This window comes from Rubidibacter lacunae KORDI 51-2 (assembly GCF_000473895.1).
In the GTDB taxonomy this organism is placed as follows: domain Bacteria; phylum Cyanobacteriota; class Cyanobacteriia; order Cyanobacteriales; family Rubidibacteraceae; genus Rubidibacter; species Rubidibacter lacunae.
The window spans coordinates 193,248-211,174 of record NZ_ASSJ01000070.1; the positions used below are offsets into that span (position 1 = coordinate 193,248).

The 17,927-nt window shown below is 56.5% G+C and carries 16 protein-coding genes and 2 tRNA genes; 9 read left to right on the forward strand and 9 right to left on the reverse strand.

Annotation, left to right across the window (positions count from 1 at the left end; genetic code table 11):
* Positions 1–34: 34 nt before the first annotated feature.
* The 4 genes from KR51_RS12605 (at position 35) to KR51_RS12620 (ending at position 2,946) form a co-directional block, all read left to right on the forward strand.
* A tRNA-Ser gene (locus KR51_RS12605) sits at positions 35–121 on the forward strand.
* A 147-nt stretch (positions 122–268) separates the two neighbouring features.
* A complete protein-coding gene (argF, locus tag KR51_RS12610; RefSeq protein WP_022608297.1) occupies positions 269–1,192 on the forward strand; it encodes an ornithine carbamoyltransferase in 924 nt (307 codons plus the stop codon).
* A 317-nt stretch (positions 1,193–1,509) separates the two neighbouring features.
* Entirely contained in the window at positions 1,510–1,650 is a 141-nt protein-coding gene (locus KR51_RS20290; protein WP_022608299.1) for a hypothetical protein, read from the forward strand.
* A gap of 264 nt (positions 1,651–1,914) precedes the next feature.
* The gene (locus tag KR51_RS12620; RefSeq protein WP_084202468.1) at positions 1,915–2,946 is read left to right on the forward strand and encodes a hemolysin family protein; all 1,032 of its coding nucleotides are present in this window, start codon (positions 1,915–1,917) and stop codon (positions 2,944–2,946) included.
* Between the two features lie 60 nt (positions 2,947–3,006).
* Here the strand turns inward: KR51_RS12620 and recQ are convergent, their stop codons facing one another.
* The 4 genes from recQ to metG all read right to left on the reverse strand — a co-directional run bounded on the left by recQ (position 3,007) and on the right by metG (position 8,176).
* A complete protein-coding gene (gene recQ / locus KR51_RS12625; RefSeq protein ID WP_022608302.1) occupies positions 3,007–5,424 on the reverse strand; it encodes a DNA helicase RecQ in 2,418 nt (805 codons plus the stop codon).
* 39 nt (positions 5,425–5,463) lie between these two features.
* Positions 5,464–5,631, reverse strand: coding sequence for a hypothetical protein (locus KR51_RS20760; RefSeq protein WP_156915105.1), 168 nt, complete (start codon positions 5,629–5,631; stop codon positions 5,464–5,466).
* Between the two features lie 174 nt (positions 5,632–5,805).
* The gene (locus KR51_RS12635; RefSeq protein WP_022608304.1) at positions 5,806–6,420 is read right to left on the reverse strand and encodes a LabA-like NYN domain-containing protein; all 615 of its coding nucleotides are present in this window, start codon (positions 6,418–6,420) and stop codon (positions 5,806–5,808) included.
* A gap of 160 nt (positions 6,421–6,580) precedes the next feature.
* Positions 6,581–8,176 carry a methionine--tRNA ligase gene (metG, locus tag KR51_RS12640; RefSeq protein WP_022608306.1) on the reverse strand — a complete coding sequence of 532 codons (1,596 nt, stop codon included), beginning with the start codon at positions 8,174–8,176 and terminating at the stop codon, positions 6,581–6,583.
* A 366-nt stretch (positions 8,177–8,542) separates the two neighbouring features.
* On the opposite strand from metG, the gene KR51_RS12645 reads away from it, so the two are divergent.
* The 3 genes from KR51_RS12645 to crtR all read left to right on the forward strand — a co-directional run bounded on the left by KR51_RS12645 (position 8,543) and on the right by crtR (position 11,392).
* Positions 8,543–9,277 carry a lysophospholipid acyltransferase family protein gene (locus KR51_RS12645; RefSeq protein WP_022608307.1) on the forward strand — a complete coding sequence of 245 codons (735 nt, stop codon included), beginning with the start codon at positions 8,543–8,545 and terminating at the stop codon, positions 9,275–9,277.
* Positions 9,278–9,448: 171 nt separating this feature from the next.
* Positions 9,449–10,279, forward strand: coding sequence for an alpha/beta fold hydrolase (locus KR51_RS12650; protein WP_022608309.1), 831 nt, complete (start codon positions 9,449–9,451; stop codon positions 10,277–10,279).
* Between the two features lie 153 nt (positions 10,280–10,432).
* Positions 10,433–11,392, forward strand: coding sequence for a beta-carotene hydroxylase (crtR, locus tag KR51_RS12655; RefSeq protein WP_022608311.1), 960 nt, complete (start codon positions 10,433–10,435; stop codon positions 11,390–11,392).
* A gap of 334 nt (positions 11,393–11,726) precedes the next feature.
* Here the strand turns inward: crtR and KR51_RS12660 are convergent, their stop codons facing one another.
* From KR51_RS12660 to moaC, 5 genes are all read right to left on the reverse strand, one after another.
* Complete coding sequence (locus KR51_RS12660; protein WP_022608313.1) at positions 11,727–12,101, reverse strand: DUF1823 family protein; 375 nt, start codon at positions 12,099–12,101, stop codon at positions 11,727–11,729.
* Positions 12,102–12,201: 100 nt separating this feature from the next.
* Positions 12,202–13,101 carry a ParA family protein gene (locus tag KR51_RS12665; RefSeq protein WP_022608315.1) on the reverse strand — a complete coding sequence of 300 codons (900 nt, stop codon included), beginning with the start codon at positions 13,099–13,101 and terminating at the stop codon, positions 12,202–12,204.
* Between the two features lie 180 nt (positions 13,102–13,281).
* Entirely contained in the window at positions 13,282–14,325 is a 1,044-nt protein-coding gene (obgE, locus tag KR51_RS12670; RefSeq protein ID WP_022608317.1) for a GTPase ObgE, read from the reverse strand.
* Between the two features lie 100 nt (positions 14,326–14,425).
* Positions 14,426–15,142 carry a Mo-dependent nitrogenase C-terminal domain-containing protein gene (locus tag KR51_RS12675; protein WP_022608319.1) on the reverse strand — a complete coding sequence of 239 codons (717 nt, stop codon included), beginning with the start codon at positions 15,140–15,142 and terminating at the stop codon, positions 14,426–14,428.
* A gap of 667 nt (positions 15,143–15,809) precedes the next feature.
* Positions 15,810–16,319, reverse strand: coding sequence for a cyclic pyranopterin monophosphate synthase MoaC (gene moaC / locus KR51_RS12680; protein WP_022608320.1), 510 nt, complete (start codon positions 16,317–16,319; stop codon positions 15,810–15,812).
* 53 nt (positions 16,320–16,372) lie between these two features.
* Here moaC and KR51_RS12685 point away from each other — a divergent pair.
* Positions 16,373–16,446: transfer RNA gene (locus KR51_RS12685), tRNA-Arg, on the forward strand.
* Positions 16,447–17,285: 839 nt separating this feature from the next.
* Positions 17,286–17,630, forward strand: coding sequence for a hypothetical protein (locus KR51_RS12690; protein ID WP_156915106.1), 345 nt, complete (start codon positions 17,286–17,288; stop codon positions 17,628–17,630).
* The last annotated feature ends 297 nt before the right edge of the window (positions 17,631–17,927 follow it).

Below are 17,927 nucleotides of genomic sequence, written 5' to 3' on the forward strand. Positions count from 1 at the left end.
GGCACTCTCGAGCTATGATGATGAATCGCGGCTTGGAGAGATGGCCGAGTGGTTGAAGGCGCAGCACTGGAAATGCTGTATAGGGGTAACTCTATCGAGGGTTCGAATCCCTCTCTCTCCGTTCTACTTAAACCTGACGGGCAGCTGGCATCAGGGCGGTCTGCTGGTCTGGAGCGACCCTTGCGTTCGCGCGCTCGAGCTCTATAATTGACCTTTCTCGCGGTCGGCAGCGATCGCGGGGGCGAAAGATTAAGCTTGAGCAGACGCTATGAATAACCTGCACGGGGGCGACTTGTTGAGCCTCGCCGACCTCAACGCCGACGAGCTGCACGACTTGCTGACGCTGGCAGCTAAGCTCAAATACGGCGACCTACGACCGCGCTGCGACGGCAAGGTACTCGGCTTGTTGTTCTACAAAGCGTCCACGCGCACGCGCGTGTCCTTCAGCGTGGCGATGTGCCAGCTCGGGGGGCAGGTGATCGACCTCAACCCCAGCACTACCCAGGTCGGACGTGGGGAGCCGATTTCCGACACTGCCCGCGTGCTCGAACGCTATCTCGATATCCTGGCGATCCGCACTTTTGCCCAGCAGGACATCGCCACCTTCGCCGACTATGCCGATATTCCCATCATTAACGCACTGACCGACGTCTATCATCCCTGCCAGATTCTGGCGGACTTGTTGACCGTCCGCGAGTGCTTCGGAAAGTTGAACGGGCTGACCTTAACCTTCCTCGGCGATGGCAACAATGTCGCGCACTCGCTCCTCCTCGGTTGTGCCCTTACTGGCGTCAACATCCGCGTCGCCACGCCACCGGAGTTCAAACCCGATGACGCGATCGTTGCTCGTGCCCGACAGCTAGCAACCGACTCGACGATTGCGATCGTCGACGACGCCAAAGCTGCCGTTGAAGGCGCGCACGTCCTTTACACCGACGTGTGGGCGAGCATGGGTCAGGAAGACTCCGCTGTCGATCGCCTGCCCGTTTTCCAGCCCTATCAACTGAACAGCGGACTCGTGCAGCTGGCCGCACCCGAGGCGATCGTCCTGCACTGCTTGCCCGCCCACCGCGAAGAAGAAATTACCACCGAGGTCATTGAGGGCAAACAGTCGCGCGTCTGGGACCAAGCCGAAAACCGGATGCACGCGCAAAAGGCCCTGATCGCTAGCTTGCTCGGACTCGTGGTTTGAGCGATGGGCGAGAGCAGCCGACAAACAACCGAATCCCGCGCTTTGCGGCCCGAGCGACGCCCCTTTTCTGCCAGACCGTCTTAGGGCAAACGCTTACAGATTTCTTTGCCACGACCTAATTAGGGTTTCAGCGATCTGGGGTGATTAAACTTAGCTCTCTGTTCTCAACAAGTCCAGATCGAGCCGCGCTTATTGCGAAAATCGAGCTGAGTTCCCGAGGATGCGTTTGCCTTACAGACCGCCCCGATCGGACAGACGTGACGGCACGGACTTGCTAAGATTAGTAGGCGATCGCGTTCTGCAAGGGACTAATCCACATGTCCGATCTCAATCGCGGCATCATGAAGTTCGACGGTGCCGACAAGCCGGCTGTCGTCCTTGTTTCGGCAATCGTTATTCTCGGTGGCATCGGCGTGCTGATATGGTGGGCGCTAAGCGTTGCCTACTCTCTCAGTTAGTCTTTAATCTGAAGTTTTCTGTAAGCGCTCGCGCGTTTGCTGCGACCTTCGAGCTTATCGGCAGTCGCGAGTCGTTGATTGAATTTGCGACCGGAGTTTAAGGGTTGTACTCCGCTTGGTTGGCATATCGGGCCGAGCCAATGTCGTCCCCACCGAGACCGTACATTTGTGGACGTTGACGTTTTGCCTTGCTATTGGCTCGCTGCTATCGAACCGCGCCCGTTGCTTGGGGCTGCTTGGTTAGACCTGCTGGTCGTCGCGGCGATGATGCTGCTGTCGGCGTTCTTTGCCGGTTCGGAGACGGCGATAACAGCATTCGATAATCTTAAGCTGCGTGGGATTATTCGCGAGCGTGGCGACCCGCAAGGGGTTTTCCGGCTGGTGTTGGAGAATCGGGCGCGCTTTATTACTACCTTGCTGCTCGGTAACAACCTCGTCAACATTTTCTCAGCGGCGCTGACAAGCAACCTGTTTGCCATTTGGTTTGGTAATGCTGGTGTAGCGATCGCCACGGGGGTCGTCACGGTGCTGGTACTAATCGTTGGCGAAGTCACCCCAAAGTCGCTGGCGATCGACAACCCGTTGCCAGTGTTCGTGTATGCCGTACGGCCAATTTACTGGTTCTCGCGGCTGCTGTCGTTTTTTGGAGTGATTTATATCTTCGAAAAGCTGACACAGGGGATCTTGCAATTCGTGCAGCGGTTGACCAAGGTAGAACCGCAGCAGGGGGAGTCGCTAGCGGATTTGCATTTGATGATCGAGTTGCTGGGCGGGCGCGGAAAGCTCGATTTCTACAAGCATCAGTTATTGAATAAAGCGCTGATGCTCGATCGCCTGTCGGCCCGAGATGTTGTTAAGCCGCGGCTTGAGATGCGCACTCTGCCCCACCTAGCGACCTTGCAGGAGTTCGTAGATTTGTGTTTGGAAACAGGCTATTCGCGCATCCCCATCCAAGCAGAATCAAAAGACAGCATTGTCGGGATCGTGCATCTCAAGCAGGCGTTGCAGTCGCTGCGCGGGATGGCGCCGGAGGACCGAACCCGCACGCCGGTCACTGACATTATGGACCCACCACAGTTTTATCCGGAAACGAAGCGCGTGGCATCGATGCTCAAGGAAATGCTGCAGCAGCGATTGCACATGGCAATCGTGGTTGACGAGTACGGCGGCACGGTTGGTCTCGTCACGCTCGAAGACATTCTGGAAGAACTCGTTGGCGAGATATACGATGAAAGTGACTCGCCACCTGCGCGCGCGCGCGCGCAGCGTTTTGCCGCTCGGCAATTGCCCGGTTAGGTCTGCGCTCGGACTCTGCTCGCTTGAATACTGCAGCCAAGCGCGACAGGGCTCGGGCAATCAGCCCTTTTCAGCAACGGTGGTCTCACCTGCCCGCGCGGATACAGCGGCAACAGACGGTGCGGAGGGGACGGAACGAGCGCGCAGCTGCCAGACAGAGCGCCCTAATTGGATTTCTTCATAGCTGAAGTCGTCACCTAGGCGATCGCGAATCCGTCGCAGGGAATCGGGACCGACAGCAGCAATGGCATCGGCAACGACCTGTTGTCGCTCTATTGGCACGAGGCGATCGACCTCGACCGCATAGCCCTGCTCGATGAGATCGCTGAGATGGTTGACGATCGTGCGGGCGGTCAGTCCGCGTTTGGCCGCGATCGCCGCAACATCCGCCCCCCCTTGGTGGAGGTGCAACGTTGCCAGAACGCTTTCCGATAGCGGGGGCGGTGCGACGACGAGTTGTTTGGATACTGGTCGGGCTTTTGGCGTAATTCGAGCTGCAAGCGCGCGATCGACTGCTACGCTGGCAGTCGGCGTATCCGACGCGGGAACGGACGCATTCGGGACCGGTGTAGGTTGGGGTGCGTGATCCGGCAGGGATGCTGACACCGATCTCGGCTCCGATTCGGTTCCGCCAGCGGGGGTGAAGTCTGCTGTAGCTCTAGCGGCAGTGGCAGGTTCGCTGCAGAAAGCGCGGATCTCCTGCATGAAGCGATCGCCGTACCGATCGAGTTTGCTCGAGCCGACGCCAGAGATGCGGGCAAAGCCTGCGCGGTCGCACGGCCGCTCTCGGGCCATCTGGCGCAGACTGGCATTGGCAAATACTACGTAAGGTGCCACGCCTTGGGCATCGGCAATTTCCTTGCGCAGGGCGCGCAACCGTTGGAAAAGTTCCTCCGCGCTGATGGAGAGTTCGTCGGTTTCCACCGCACGGTCGACGGATAGCGATCGCGGCACGGCAACGCTGACATCGCGCTGGTTGCGCAAGATCTCCCAACTGGAAGCGTTCAGTTTCAGGACGCGGTAGCCATCAGTGGTTTCGTCGAGCCAGCCGCGATGGAGCAGCGATCGTCCCAACTGCCGCCAATCGTTTGCGTTGCGGTCTTTGCCGATGCCGTAGGTTGATAGTTTGTGATGGTGGTTTTGCAAGATCTTCTTCTGCCGAGACCCGCGCAAGACGTCGATGATGTAGTTCATGCCGTAGCGCTCGCGGCAGCGGGCGACGCACGACAGAAACTTTTGCGCTTCGACCGTGCGGTCTTGCATCGGTTGGGGATTGAGGCAGTTGTCGCAGTTGCTGCATTTGCCAGGGAAGCGCTCGCCGAAGTAACCGAGCTGGATCGTACGGCGGCATTCGGTACCCTCGGCATAGTCGAGTACCTGACGTAACTGTTGGCGAGCGACGCGTTGCTCGTCGGGATCGGTTTTCTGATCGATCAGGTAGTTGACTGTGTGAATATCTTGTGTTCCAAAAAATAGGGTGCAGTTTGCAGCTTCACCGTCGCGCCCTGCGCGTCCGGATTCCTGGTAATAACTTTCGAGGCTGCGCGGCAAGTCGTAATGGACCACGAAGCGGACGTCGGGTTTGTTAATGCCCATGCCGAAGGCGATCGTGGCTACCATCACCTTCACGTCGTCGCGAATGAAGCGCGTTTGATTGTAGGCGCGCATTTCATCGCTCAGCCCGGCATGGTAGGGCAACGCCGCAATACCGTCGTTCTGCAGGCGCAGGGCAATTTCATCGACGCGCTTGCGACTGAGGCAATAGATGATGCCCGAACCGCCTTGGGTTTGGGCCAGTTGCAGGAGCTGTTCGTAGCTACGGCGGTCTTTGGGACGGACTTCGTAATACAAATTGGCGCGGTTGAAACTCGCAACCCGCATTTGCGGCTGCCGCAACGCCAATTGGGCGATAATGTCGCAGCGCACGCGCTCCGTTGCCGTAGCGGTTAGGGCCGCGATCGGTACGTCGGGAAATAGCTCGCGCAGACGCTTGAGCTGTCGATACTCGGGACGGAAGTCGTGACCCCATTCAGAGACGCAGTGTGCCTCATCGATCGCGAAGCCGGCCAGCCCCCGTGCAGCCTGTACGCGCCCGAGGAAGCTCAAGAAGCGATCGCCCAGCAACCGTTCCGGCGCGACGTAGAGCAGCTTGATTTTGCCGTCGAGAAGAGCAGCTTCGCGATCGCGCGTTTCGCCCATGCCGAGGCTGCTATTGAGAAACGCGGCCGGGATGCCGTTGTCGCGCAGGGCTTCGACTTGGTCTTGCATGAGCGCGATCAGCGGCGAGACCACAATCGTGACGCCCGGCTTGAGCAACGCGGGCAGTTGGAAACAGAGGGATTTGCCACCGCCCGTGGGCATGACAACGAGCTGGTCGCGATCGTCGAGTGCGGCTTCGACAATCTCGCGCTGGCCCGGGCGAAAGGAATCGTAGCCGAAATAGTGCTTGAGCGCGTCCTCGAGGGGATACCAACGCATCGCGGTACTTGCAGCTGCTGCCTGTCAACAGAATTGATTCTAGCGAAGGCGATCGCGCGTTTGTCCGAAAGGAGCGAGGTTTGGATAGAGGTTCGGATGTGAACGCCGTCGCTGCCGGCGAGATCGCTCCAGATGGTCCCGAGCCGAATGGCACACGGGTAGCCCGAACTGCTGCTTGGCAAGCTCGCCAACCTGCTTGCGATCCATTTCGCTCCATCGGCGATCGCCTGTTGCACAGAAATTTGTTGCTCGGACTTTTGCACCGGACTGCAACAGCTCGGTGAACGGCTTGAAACACAATGGCTAACAGACCGCTAGCGAGCGATCGCGGCCGACGATCGAATTAGGGAGTCGCGAGCTGTTGGGCGATCGCCTTCGGGCCTAGGAAGAACGTTTGTCTTCGTCGAGCACCAACGAGGGAAACTCGCGAAAACTGCTGCTATGGCGGTGATGGCGCGGCGCTTTCTGAATCTCTTCCTTGATTTGGTCGAGGTCGATGTAGCGATCGGAGACGTTGATCAAACTGTCGCTGGTCATCGAGCGCAAGCTGACCACCTCTACTCTTGCGCCACGATAGCTGATGGCATCTACGGCGTAGGCTAGGTCGCCATCACCGCTAACCAACACTGCCGTATCGTAAGAGCCGGTCAGTGCCATCATATCAACAGCAATCTCAACGTCAAGATTTGCTTTCTTCGAGCCATCTGGAAGTTGAACGAGGTCTTTGGCAATCACGCGATAGCCGTTCCGCCTCATCCAAAGCAAAAATCCTTGTTGTTTTTCATTGGTTGTATCCACCCCCGTGTAGAAAAACGAGCGCAGTAGCCTCGACCCGGCGGTTAATCGGAACAGGAGTTTGGTGTAGTCGATTTCGATGCCGAGTTGCAAGGCAGCATAGAACAAGTTGGAGCCATCAATAAAAATGGCTACGCGTCCCCGGTTATCTAAAGTTTGTTCCGGTGTGAACAAGGGGTCGCGGTCTAAGCGATCGATCATGGTTTTATTGTTCTTGTTTTGTTAAAAAGCAAAAAAAATGAAGCAAGGCTAACTTGAAGCGATCGTAAACGGAGCGAAGAAATAGGGGACGGCAGACATTGTGGGGATTATGCAAGAAAGTACCCGCTCGATTCTAAAATGCACCATTCTTAAAGTGCTCTTAAAGTGCGCCATCGGTCGGGAGCTCCAAACGAGCGAAAAGCGGCTTTGCCTCTCCTAGAAGTTGGTCTGGTGCCAGGGTTCCCCAGCGCGCGTGTTCGACGTACAGCCCCGGCTGCGCGATCGCGGTCTTGTCGTTGAAATCGAGCACAATTCCCAGCTGGCGGTAGATTTCGGTACTCAGATTGGGAATGACCGGCGACAACAAATACGCACTCAATCTTACCGATTCCAACACGGCATACAACACTTGTTCGACGGCGGCTTGTTCGCCGCGCTTATAAAGGCTCCACGGCGCGCGATCGTCAAGATATTTGTTACTGGCACGCACGAGGGCGAGAACTTCTTGACAAGCGCGGTTAAACATCAGTGCGCGATAAGCATCTTCGACGCGCTCTGCCAAGCTACTGCCGAGCTGCTTGAGCGCGTCGGCAGAAGAAATATCGACCGCGGCGATCGGTGGTGTTTTGCCGCCGCAGTACTTTCCAGCCATCTTCAACGTGCGATTGAGTAAGTTGCCCAGGTCGTTTGCCAGCTCGGCGTTGAGCAGGTTCACAAAGCGCGTTTCATTGAAGTCGCCATCTTGTCCGAGTTCGACCTCGCGGAGAAAGTAATAGCGCACAGCATCGGCTCCATACTTATCGACCATTGCTAGGGGATCGAGCGTGTTGCCGAGACTTTTGCCCATCTTCAGCCCGTCCTTGGTCAGAAATCCGTGCCCGAACACCCGCTGCGGTAGGTCCAGTCCTGCTGCCATTAGCATGGCCGGCCAGTAAACGGCGTGAAAACGCAGGATGTCTTTGCCGATAAGGTGTAAATCTACCGGCCACCATCGCGCGAGGGCGTTTTCCAAGGTTGGTTCGTCTGCAGGATCGAGCAGTGCCGTGACGTACCCGAGCAGCGCGTCGAACCAGACATAGATCGTATGCTCGGGGTCGGTCGGCACTGGAATGCCCCAATCGAGGTTGACCCGGGAGATCGAGAAGTCATTGAGCCCGCGCTCGACGAAGCTCAAGACCTCATTGCGCCGTGCCGGCGGCTGGATAAAGTCCGGGCGATCGCGGTATAGGGCTTCAAGCTGGGACTGATATTTGGACAAGCGAAAGAAATAGTTTTGCTCGTCGCGCCACTCTACAGACTTGTTGGTATGTATCGAGCAATATTTACCGTCTAGTAGCTCGCGTTCTTCCTTGAATTCCTCGCAAGCAACGCAGTACCAGCCTTGCTTGCGCGCGAGGTAAATGTCGCCGTTATCCCAAACGCTCTGAAAGAACTCGCGCACGATCGCGGCATGGCGCGGCGCGGTAGTGCGACTGAAGCGATCGTACTGAATATCAAGGCGCTTCCAGAGGCTCGCGAAACTGGCCGCCACGCGATCGCATTGTTGCTGGGGCACGAGGCCGCGCTCTTGTGCCGTGCGCTGGATCTTTTGACCGTGCTCGTCGGTTCCCGTAATCAGCAACACTGGACGACCCTGCAACCGAGCAAATCGTGCCACGGTATCGGCAATGAGGGTCGTATAAGCGCTACCGATGTGCGGCGCGGCGTTCACATAGTAGAGCGGCGTGGTAATGGAAAATCGGGAAAGCTGCGGCATTAAAAGTCGTTCGAGATCGGTCGAGAGAGTTGGCTGCAAACGGATGCCGTTCCTGACGCTCTGGCCAAAAACGCGCGGCCGAGGTTCTTGCCGCCCCGGAGCAATCAGGGGGGCAAACTAGCGCCATCCGTTGCAATATCGTGACCTATTTCCTTGACAAGCAGGAGGAATAGGTATCTATTACTACATTCTAATGCGCGAGTTTATCGCAGGCAGAGTTGCCATTGGGGGAGCCGCAACGAATACTCTGAAGGTCGCTCACGGAGCAGGTTACCGAGTCCAGAAGCACTTGGGTCGGCTTTGCTAAGATCGAAAAAGTTTTTTAAGAAAAGTTAACCTAATAGTAAGAATTCTGGTTCTCGGTTCATGCAACTTGGCAGGCACCTCGGTAGCCCATTACAGGTCGCGCGCGGTCTCGTCGCATTGATGGGAACGCGGCTGTCAGTCTACTACGAGAACCGAATTCCTCAGGAGTCTGCCGTCGTTGTCGTCAGCAACCACCGCAGCTTCATGGATCCAGCACTGCTAATGGTTGGTTTGCAAAAATCACTGCGGACGGCGTGCCATCACTACATGAACGAAGTACCGGTGATGCGCGAGTTCGTGCGGGTGCTGGGCTGTTTTCCGCTAGCTGCTCCCGGGGATCGCCGCAGCGACTTTCTGCGTCGAGCATCGGGGTTGCTGCATTCTCGACAGTGGGTTGCTGTGTTCCCCGAGGGCGCGCGCTCGATGGTGGCAACGCCCCCTCCGACGCAGATGCGTCCGTTCCAGCGCGGTTTTGCTCACTTACTCTTGCGCGCTCCCGTCCCGAATCTGGCCGTACTCCCCGTGGCGATCGCCGCTCGCGAGGAAACCGTGCGACCGATCGTGCCCTTGCGGGCGCTGCGAGTCTTTGACAACACCGAACCGCTTTTCGATCGCCCGGAGTGGCATCCGATCGCAACCTACCAGCGCGCGAACCTGTTGGTGGGACGGCCGGTGTGGATCGCGCCGCACCATTACCGCCGCTACCACGGTCGCAGCGCGCACCGCGTCGTCAGCGATCTATCCGACTACTGCCGCGAAGAAATCGGGAAATTGCTGGTGCTGGGCTGCCGTTAATTAGCAAGGCTGCCGTCTGTTGCCGGCTGCCGATTCGGCCGCACATCTCTTAGCTGACGCTGCTGCTGCGCCGAAGAATACAAAAAATGTCTGCCAGAACTCGCGCCGACTGTTTTTCCGAATTTTCAGGTCTTTTTATCCACAAGAGCCCGTCGATCGATCTCGATAGCTATGCCCACATTCACCCTAAACCGACCCCCGTATTTCCTCACACCGGCGCAGGGGCGACCGAATTCTCCGCTGTTCGTCTTTTTGCCCGGCATGGACGGAACGGGTTCCCTGCTCCGCACTCAGACGAACAGTCTGGAGCGCTGTTTTGACATCCGTTGCTTGGCACTTGCTCGGGACGACCAAAGCAATTGGGACGACATGAGCGACGCTGTCCTCGAGCTGATCGATGCCGAGCGCGACGGCGATCGCCCGGTGTATCTGTGCGGAGAGTCATTTGGTGGGTGTTTGGCGCTGAAAGTGGCAACGCGCGCGCCCGAGCTGTTCGCACGGTTGGTCTTGGTCAACCCGGCGTCGTCATTTCGCCAGCGACCGTTTTTGAGTTGGGGGGCTGCCGGGACGCGCTGGATGTCAGCGTCGATATTCAAAGCTTCGGCGGTGCTGGTCTTACCGTTTCTAGTCGCGCTCGAGCGCGTGGCATCGGACGATCGCTTGGCGTTGGTGGAGGCGATGCGCTCGGTGCCGGCCGAGACGGTCCGCTGGCGCTTGTCGCTGCTGGAGAGATTCGACCTGTCCGAGTCAGCATTGGCGCGCTTGAAATTGCCCGTACTTTTGCTGGCGGGTGGTAGCGATCGCCTGTTACCGTCGGTTGAGGAAGCCGGCCGACTGGCGAATGTACTCCCTGACGCGCGGGTGGTTGTCTTGCCGGATAGCGGTCATGCATGCTTGCTAGAAACCGAGGTGCGGCTGAGCGACATCATGCACGCGCACGATTTTCTGAAGCTGCAGACGATGCAACAGCCGGGCGTGGCGGATTGGCAAGTGGCGAGTTGAGCGCGGGATCGATTGTCAGTTCTCGATCTGAACGGCGATCTAATGCAACACTATTTAACGAACGGGTCAGCGCGAATCGTTCGAACGCAGCAGTAGCAGCGAAACTCGAGCTAGTCGAGTTAACGATCGCGCGGGAATGGTTGAGGAGAGTTCATGCAGGTAGCGTCCGTGCAAGCAACGGTGAAGGAGCGATCGCCCTCGATGGTGCCCCGCGAGTTCGTCCTCGCGCCGGGCGGTTGGAATCCAACAGTGTGGCTGTTTTTAACCTCAGTCGCAATCTTTGCGGCCTCAGTGGGCGGTTACTGGTTGTGGGACTGGCCGAAGTGGTGGTGTTTCTGGATCGACACACTTGCACTCCACCTGGCCGGGACGGTCATCCACGATGCTTGCCATCGCGCGGCACACCGCAATCCAATTTTGAATGCCGCGCTCGGGCACGGCAGTGCCCTGGTGTTGGGGTTCGTCTATCCTGTGTTTACGCGGGTGCACTTGCAGCATCATGCCCACGTGAACGACCCGGAAAACGATCCCGATCATTACGTATCGCGGGGCGGTCCGCTATTGTTCATTCCCGCTCGGTTCTTCTACCACGAGATCTTTTTCTTCAAGCGCCGACTCTGGCGGAATTACGAGCTGTTAGAATGGGCGCTCTGTCGCGGGTTTATTGCAGCGCTCGTGATACTTTCGTTGCACTACAACTTTTTTTCTTATCTGTTGAACTACTGGCTTTCGCCAGCGCTCGTAGTGGGATGGACGTTGGGCTTATTTTTTGACTATTTGCCGCACCGTCCGTTCGCGGAGCGCGATCGCTGGAAGAACGCGCGCGTCTACCCGAGCCGCATTCTGAACCTGCTGATTCTGGGGCAGAACTACCACCTCGTTCACCATCTCTGGCCAGCGATTCCCTGGTACAAATACGAACCTGCTTACCATGCCACGCGCCATATTCTCGACGAAAAAGGTTCGCCGCAATGCGCGGGTCTGTTGCAATCGAGCAAGGACTTCTGGGGCTTTGTCTACGACGTTTTTATCGGCATATATTGGCACAAGGCGACGCAGAGCAAACCGGTTGACGAACCTGCTGGCGATCCCGAGCAGACTACTGCCGAGTAATGTTATCCATCTTTAGTTACTTTAGGGGGGCATAAAATTGCGCTCTTTTCTCCCTCTATTTTCATAAAGATGTTGGACCCTAATCGAACGAACGAAGATATGTCGTTCGAGCTATTCTCTGCTCGTAGTAGTTAATAGGTCTATACTAAATCAAAGAATTTTTCCGACAGATAGGTCGTCGAGATTTCCTTGATAATGTTGCAGTCAACCGCTTGGCGTGGTTTGTAGCGCGCACGTTCCTCTGGTGATGCACGCGGGGCATATGAGTTTGCTCGGGGTGGCAGCTGTCAAAGCACACCCTGATGCAGGCGCAGCGCTCGAGTGGTGTTTGGAGTCAATCCAGCAGACCGCGATCTTGCATGACGCCGAGCAACCAATTTGCAACAGTGGCGCGGCGGGTTTCTCGCGGCCCGAATTCACCGATCTTATAGCCCTTAAAGCCGAGCTTTTCCTTGAGCAACTGTTTGTTCGGCTTGGGGATCGATCGCGTTAGTCGTACAGTCGCCGGACGGCTCTCGATAAAGTTAGGTGGTTTGGGAAACGCTTCGCTCCACTCTGGATCGACGTTCGCTGCGTCCCACATTCGGGTCGTGTTGTCGTAGCGATAGCCCAAGGACTCCCAGACCAGTTGGTTGACCGTGGCGTCGTCGAGGTTTTGGTTGATAATCGCCCAGATTGTATCGGTTGTAAGCGGCGGTAATTCGGACATAGCAACGATGGCGTGCGGAGGTGGAATGAATCGATAGACTTTTGGAGACCGATCTTTTGCTTGGAAGGCTAACAGATCCAGATGCACCTTGCACTGGAGGTCAGCGATCGCTAGCTAGCTTTGCCAGGCATTCCTCTGCAAGTTTAATGAATGCGCGCGACCCAGCAGAACTCGGCGTTGCCACCACAGCAGGCGTGAACATGTCCACTGCTTTCGCGATATTAACGTCCATCGGAATGCGATTGTCGAAAACCTGATGCGGTTCGAAGTCGCTTTCGATGCGATTCATAACCTGCTTGTAGTAGCGGCCGAGAATGCCGCTGCCAGACAGGATAAACACGATACCGAGCAAGCTCAACTTCCGGATACCCTCGTGTTCGTCGCCGCGTTCTTTCTTGAGGCGGGCTATACGCCGCTCCAACAGCTGGATACCCACCAATGACAGCGGTTCCGGTCGAGCCGGCAGCAAATAATAATCGCTGGCAACGATAGCGCTGCGCGTAAGCAAGTTGTAGCCCGGAGAGCAGTCCATGATAATAAAGTCATAATCGTTGCGAACGGAGTCCAGAATCGTGTGGACGAGCTCGATCTCGAAGCACGCCCAGGTGCGATCGAAATCGACGCCATCGGACGCGATCGCCTCTTCGTGCAACATCTTCGAAACAAGATACTCATCGTATAACTCGATGTCTCCCGGCAGTAGCTCCAGCCCGCTGATGCCACAAACTTGCGAACAAACTAAGTCGGGGGTTGAAAACTTGCGGCGGACGTTCGGGCGCACCACTTTGTCGATCAAATAAGCGAGTGTTTGTCGCGATCGCCGGACTTTTGCAAAGTCTTGAGGCGGCATCAAACTTAGCGTGGCACTGATCTGCGAGTCGAGATCGACCACGAGCACGCGCTTGCGATGATGCTGTGCCAAACAGGTCGCCAGATTAACTGTCAGCGTGGTTTTCCCAACCCCACCTTTCATGTTGACGGTACTGATAATGACTGCCATACCCGCGTGTGTCTCCGTTCTCAAAGCTGGGACAAAAAGCCCGCATCAACTAAAATCAGTTCAAATGAACCAGCCAGTGTGGCGATCGATTCGCAGTCGGGCGGTCGCATGCCTAGTACTCCCGAATGCCTCTAGAGGTTAGCACCGACGATCGCGCGCGCCATTCATCGCCGTGCTATCTCACGACCGCCTCAATGACCGTCGGTTGCCAGCTGCGCTAGTTGCTTCAATTGCCCGCTCGTCCAGCACTTGCCAAACGACCTGCAGCAATTCGTCCAGCCCAGCGTGCGTTGCAGCCGACACCGCCAGCGACACTTTGCCGGTCAGCACCTGCAGCTCTGCGAGCGCGCGATCGCGAGCTGTATCTTCAACGGCATCGAGTTTGTTGAGCGCCAAAATCTGCGGGCGTTCGTTTAACCCGTGTCCGTAGGCATTCAGCTCCTGCTGGATAGTTTGGTAATCGGCGATCGGATCGGCGGCTGACACGTCTACGAGGTGGATCAAAATGCGCGTTCGCTCCACATGTCGGAGAAACTCGTTCCCCAATCCGACACCTTGGTGGGCGCCAGCGATCAACCCCGGAATGTCGGCGAAGACCGTGCCGTCGCCCGTAGGTTTGCGAACGATGCCCAGGTTGGGCACCAGGGTGGTAAACGGATAGTTGGCAATTTTCGGACGCGCCGACGATAGCGCGGCAATTAACGTCGACTTCCCCGCATTGGGCAAACCGATAATGCCGACTTCCGCGAGTAACTTCAGCTCCAAGCGCAAGTGACGGGTTTCGCCCGGTTGCCCCGGTAGTGCGTGCTCCGGAGCTCGATTGCGGTTACTGAGAAAATGTTTGTTGCCGAGTCCGCCCTTACCGCCCGCGGCCACGCACAGGCACTGGTCGGGCTCGGTAAGGTCGCCAAGTACTTCGTCAGTGTCGGCATCGTAGGCAATCGTACCGCAAGGTACGGCAATGATGCGATCGCGCCCGTTAGCGCCGGTGCGGTTGGATGGACCGCCGCGATGTCCGTTTTCAGCGGTAAAGCGGTGGGCGTACTTGTAATCCAGCAGCGTTTGTAGGTCTGTTTGCGCGCGGAGAACAACCGAGCCCCCGCGCCCGCCATTACCGCCCGCCGGACCGCCGGCGGGAACGTATTTCTCGCGGCGAAAGGCGACGATTCCATCACCGCCTTTGCCTGCTTCGACCTCAATTTCGGCCAGGTCGATAAATTGCATAGGGTGCAGTTAGATTCGGAGAAGTTCGCGGACATTTCAAGGGTGCGATCGCCGTCGGTAGCGGTCGACCGAGGGCGCGGGCGCTGGCAGTGGTTGGCCGCTAGAGATACGGCGTCACATCTTCCTGACAGTCGTCAGCTAAGTACGACAGCGCCCGAAATCTTAACCCTACGAGTTGGTCGTAAAGCGGATTGAGCTTGCATAGCGGTGGGATATGCACGACCTTGCGGCCGAACAGCTTCACGTCGCGCTCGAACGGACATTGAGAGGGGATCATCTTAGCCAAAAATCTAGCCACGCGAGGATCGTGGACCTCCATGCCATCGAGCCAATCCTTGACTGGGTTCAGGATGTCCGAGTGCGGGTGAGGTGACACCCCCGGTCCGAACCCGTCGCCGGCGCCCGGTTGCACGGCAACACCGATCGGCTCGCCCGTTTCTGCCTCGCAGAGAGTATGCTCCAAAGACTTCAGTGCACGCATGTCTAAGTCCAGCGCGCGTCCGAATTGTCCGAGAATATTGGCTTCGGCTTGGGAATAAATACCATCGGCGATCGCCACCATAACCGCCGTCCGCATAAAGTTCTCGGCAAGATTTCGATCTCCGGCAAACACGGTCGCCAACTCTTCCGGCGAGATCGGGTTGAGGTCGCCGAGGTCGGCCGTCGGCGCGAGCTGCGACTGGGTAAGCTCCGCGATCGCGGCCTTTTCCGACTCGGCAAAGTCGCCGTCGGACCAGGCAATCGTCAGCAGGCCGCGCAGCCAAGTTGCAATTTGCTTGTTGCTGTAGATGGGTTTCGTAGTCGAAGTTGTCGTCATCGCAACGCGCCCTCACTGCGGCATTCTGAGCGGATAGACTCCGGGGAGAAGCCCGCCAGATTGCCGAGCCTCTCAAGAGTTTCCGAGAGTTTTGCAAAACAGTTGGATAGCCTGGGGTTTGAGCCAGCAATCATGCGAGCTGTCAACCGTACCTGCATCCGACAGAGCGTAGTGGTATTAATTAGCGGGGAAGACACCGCCAATACACATCGCAATCTTTACCCTGCAAAATCCCACCCAACATCTTAACAACTGACTGTTGGACAACTTGCTGCTGGACAGCTCAACATTGTATTGCTAAGCACAGCTTGCCGCTAACTCGGCTGCAGAACCCGATTGTTTTGGTCCGCCACTTCGTGCATCAACTCTCCACTAACTTCGGCCGCAAAGGATGCTCCTCTATCGATCGGACGTTGGAAACACGCGACTCGCTTTAGACATGTGAGTTCGGGCTGGGAGACTCTTCTGAACCATTTCAACATAGGATTAAGGGTTTGGAACTTGCTAAGGCTGGGGATCGCTAGGTAGCTGAAGGGGGCATGAGAGTGCTGGCTTATCCCAACTCACGTTTGAAAGTAATGCCAGCCCGGCATCCAGCGCCAAAGATTAAGGCTGCACTCCCGGTGGTTCGTCCGCATTTGCAGTCAGAATGCAATGCTGTGACCTGCTAGCTGCTTGCGTTGCGATCGCTCGATTTGTAGTCGCCGGATTTCCCGCCGGACTTTTCCAGCAATCGGATGCGGCCGATTTGCACGGATTTTTCCAGCGCCTTGACCATGTCGTATAACGTCAGAGCTGCGATTGAGACGGCTGTCAGCGCCTCCATCTCCACACCAGTTTCAGCCGTAGTCGTCACCGTTGCGCGAATTTGGTAGCCCGGAAGCCCTGGATCGGCATCGAGCCGAACGTCAATCATTTGAAGCGGTAGCAGATGACATAGCGGAATCAAATTGGCCGTCTGCTTGGCTGCCATGATGCCAGCCAAGCGTGCCGTCCCCAGCACATCGCCCTTCGGTGCATCTCCTGCGGCGATCGCCGCGAGGGTCTCCGGGCGCATCTGCACTTCCCCAGCTGCAATTGCCGTCCGTCGAGTTGCTGCCTTCGCGGAAACGTCTACCATTCGGGCAGCACCCTCACGATCGAGGTGGGTAAGCAATTGTTGGTCGGATTGTCTCATTACAAAAACCTGTGTTAATATTATGAACCGTTGCATCGATAGAACGGCGATAGGGGCTTGTAGCTCAGTGGACTAGAGCACGTGGCTACGGACCACGGTGTCGGAGGTTCGAATCCTTCCAGGCCCGCTTTCCAGAAACACAGAATAAGTAAACTGGGACATCACTCGACTGCTAAAATTCCCAAATTTTTTTCGTGGTCAAATTCTGAATTTTCGAGTAGGACGTCATGGCATGAGGAATATCCACGCCTCATGCTTTAAGACAGATCGCTCAAGTTCGTTGCCGATCGAACAAATGGGGGCTTGCACAAGGGACAAGGGTGTTTTAGCTCGAGAGCCTAAGCGAGTGGGGTGTGGATGGGAATTGCTGCTTAGCTCCATCCTATCGATAAGAACACAAACCCCTAAACACCTTCTGCACCGAGCAGTCAAGCGGTTCAGTTGCGTGAGGCGGGTATATTTATAGCCGGATTTTAGGATGTTTTTTGAAATCGCACGGCGACTTACTGCTTTTGCCAAATTGGCGGTTGCGCGAGGAGAAGGACCCCGACACGGCAAAGAGCTGCCCGACTTGTTGCACTGGCCGTTGGCACGTATAAGATTTTGCCTGCGGGTGTTTGCAAAATGCGGGACTGTTGGACGATCGTTACTGTTGCCGTTTTAGTTTTTTATTTGGGCGCACACTATGTTTTTTTGTGAAGAATCGACACCTAAGAGTGCGTGCGATCGCGGGACTGTTCTGACCCAAAGATCTTCAGCAAATATTCCGCCAAGGGTATCTTCAGATTTTTGCGAGCTCGCTCTATATTTCCATGGTAGCGAATGACACATCACAGCTCGTCCCGTTCCAGGTCACTTCAGTTTGTTGGTTAAGCTCGAATAATGTGATTGTGGTTCTGCTGCAATGGGGTTATGAAGGCAAGAAGACTACCGTCGGTCAGGATGCGCTCTCGTAGCAAGCAGGATGTGGTAGTTCCCTATCCGCTAATTTTGCTTGTTGGAGTGGTAGCCTTGATGTTCGCGGGTGGAGCGCCAATTACCTTCGGAGGGCTACCACCATCGATTGTCTTTGGGGCACTTCAAGACGGTCAGGTCCGTAAAGCGCTGTTCAGTGCCGACAGCGCAAGCTTGCAACAGCGCCTCAAGGAAATGGAGGTCGATAAGCAAGTAGATGATTATTACAGCGACCGCATTAATGACTCGCGCGATCGCGAGCTATACACCGATCAGATTTTTTACAACTACACCGGCTACCACAACGAAGAGCTTGAGGAGACGAACAGCGGCAACCTTATTTGGAATGACAAGTAGCTTGCAAGCCTCTGCTTGCAAGCTACGACATTTAGAGAACACCCTCTCTTGCCGCATTAATCACTGCCCTAGCTTCCGTCACGAAGCACTAACGTCATAATCGCTTCAGATGTAAGTGCGGATCTGGCGTGCGCTTCTAAGCAAACCTAATGACTCTCGACACCCCCCCCCGTTGTCCTACCTCGTTGCCCTAAGTTGCCGCTCCCTCACCCTACCGACTAGCAAAGGATCGCTCGCGCGATCGCCACAACCCCGCCGATACTGCCCGCGTTTAGGTTTTAGACGGGAAGCCCCGCG

What these genes read in the sequence shown, in the direction of transcription:
- recQ (WP_022608302.1), bottom strand. Translation starts at nt 5,424, where the DNA reads ATGCGTTGGTATCCCCTCGAGGACGCGCTCAAGCACTATTTCGGCTAC.
- argF (WP_022608297.1), top strand. Translation starts at nt 269, where the DNA reads ATGAATAACCTGCACGGGGGCGACTTGTTGAGCCTCGCCGACCTCAAC.
- metG (WP_022608306.1), bottom strand. Translation starts at nt 8,176, where the DNA reads ATGCCGCAGCTTTCCCGATTTTCCATTACCACGCCGCTCTACTATGTG.
- KR51_RS12665 (WP_022608315.1), bottom strand. Translation starts at nt 13,101, where the DNA reads ATGGCAGTCATTATCAGTACCGTCAACATGAAAGGTGGGGTTGGGAAA.
- KR51_RS12650 (WP_022608309.1), top strand. Translation starts at nt 9,449, where the DNA reads ATGCCCACATTCACCCTAAACCGACCCCCGTATTTCCTCACACCGGCG.
- crtR (WP_022608311.1), top strand. Translation starts at nt 10,433, where the DNA reads ATGCAGGTAGCGTCCGTGCAAGCAACGGTGAAGGAGCGATCGCCCTCG.
- obgE (WP_022608317.1), bottom strand. Translation starts at nt 14,325, where the DNA reads ATGCAATTTATCGACCTGGCCGAAATTGAGGTCGAAGCAGGCAAAGGC.
- KR51_RS12645 (WP_022608307.1), top strand. Translation starts at nt 8,543, where the DNA reads ATGCAACTTGGCAGGCACCTCGGTAGCCCATTACAGGTCGCGCGCGGT.
- KR51_RS12675 (WP_022608319.1), bottom strand. Translation starts at nt 15,142, where the DNA reads ATGACGACAACTTCGACTACGAAACCCATCTACAGCAACAAGCAAATT.
- KR51_RS12635 (WP_022608304.1), bottom strand. Translation starts at nt 6,420, where the DNA reads ATGATCGATCGCTTAGACCGCGACCCCTTGTTCACACCGGAACAAACT.
- KR51_RS12660 (WP_022608313.1), bottom strand. Translation starts at nt 12,101, where the DNA reads ATGTCCGAATTACCGCCGCTTACAACCGATACAATCTGGGCGATTATC.
- moaC (WP_022608320.1), bottom strand. Translation starts at nt 16,319, where the DNA reads ATGAGACAATCCGACCAACAATTGCTTACCCACCTCGATCGTGAGGGT.
- KR51_RS20290 (WP_022608299.1), top strand. Translation starts at nt 1,510, where the DNA reads ATGTCCGATCTCAATCGCGGCATCATGAAGTTCGACGGTGCCGACAAG.
- KR51_RS12620 (WP_084202468.1), top strand. Translation starts at nt 1,915, where the DNA reads ATGATGCTGCTGTCGGCGTTCTTTGCCGGTTCGGAGACGGCGATAACA.
- KR51_RS20760 (WP_156915105.1), bottom strand. Translation starts at nt 5,631, where the DNA reads ATGGATCGCAAGCAGGTTGGCGAGCTTGCCAAGCAGCAGTTCGGGCTA.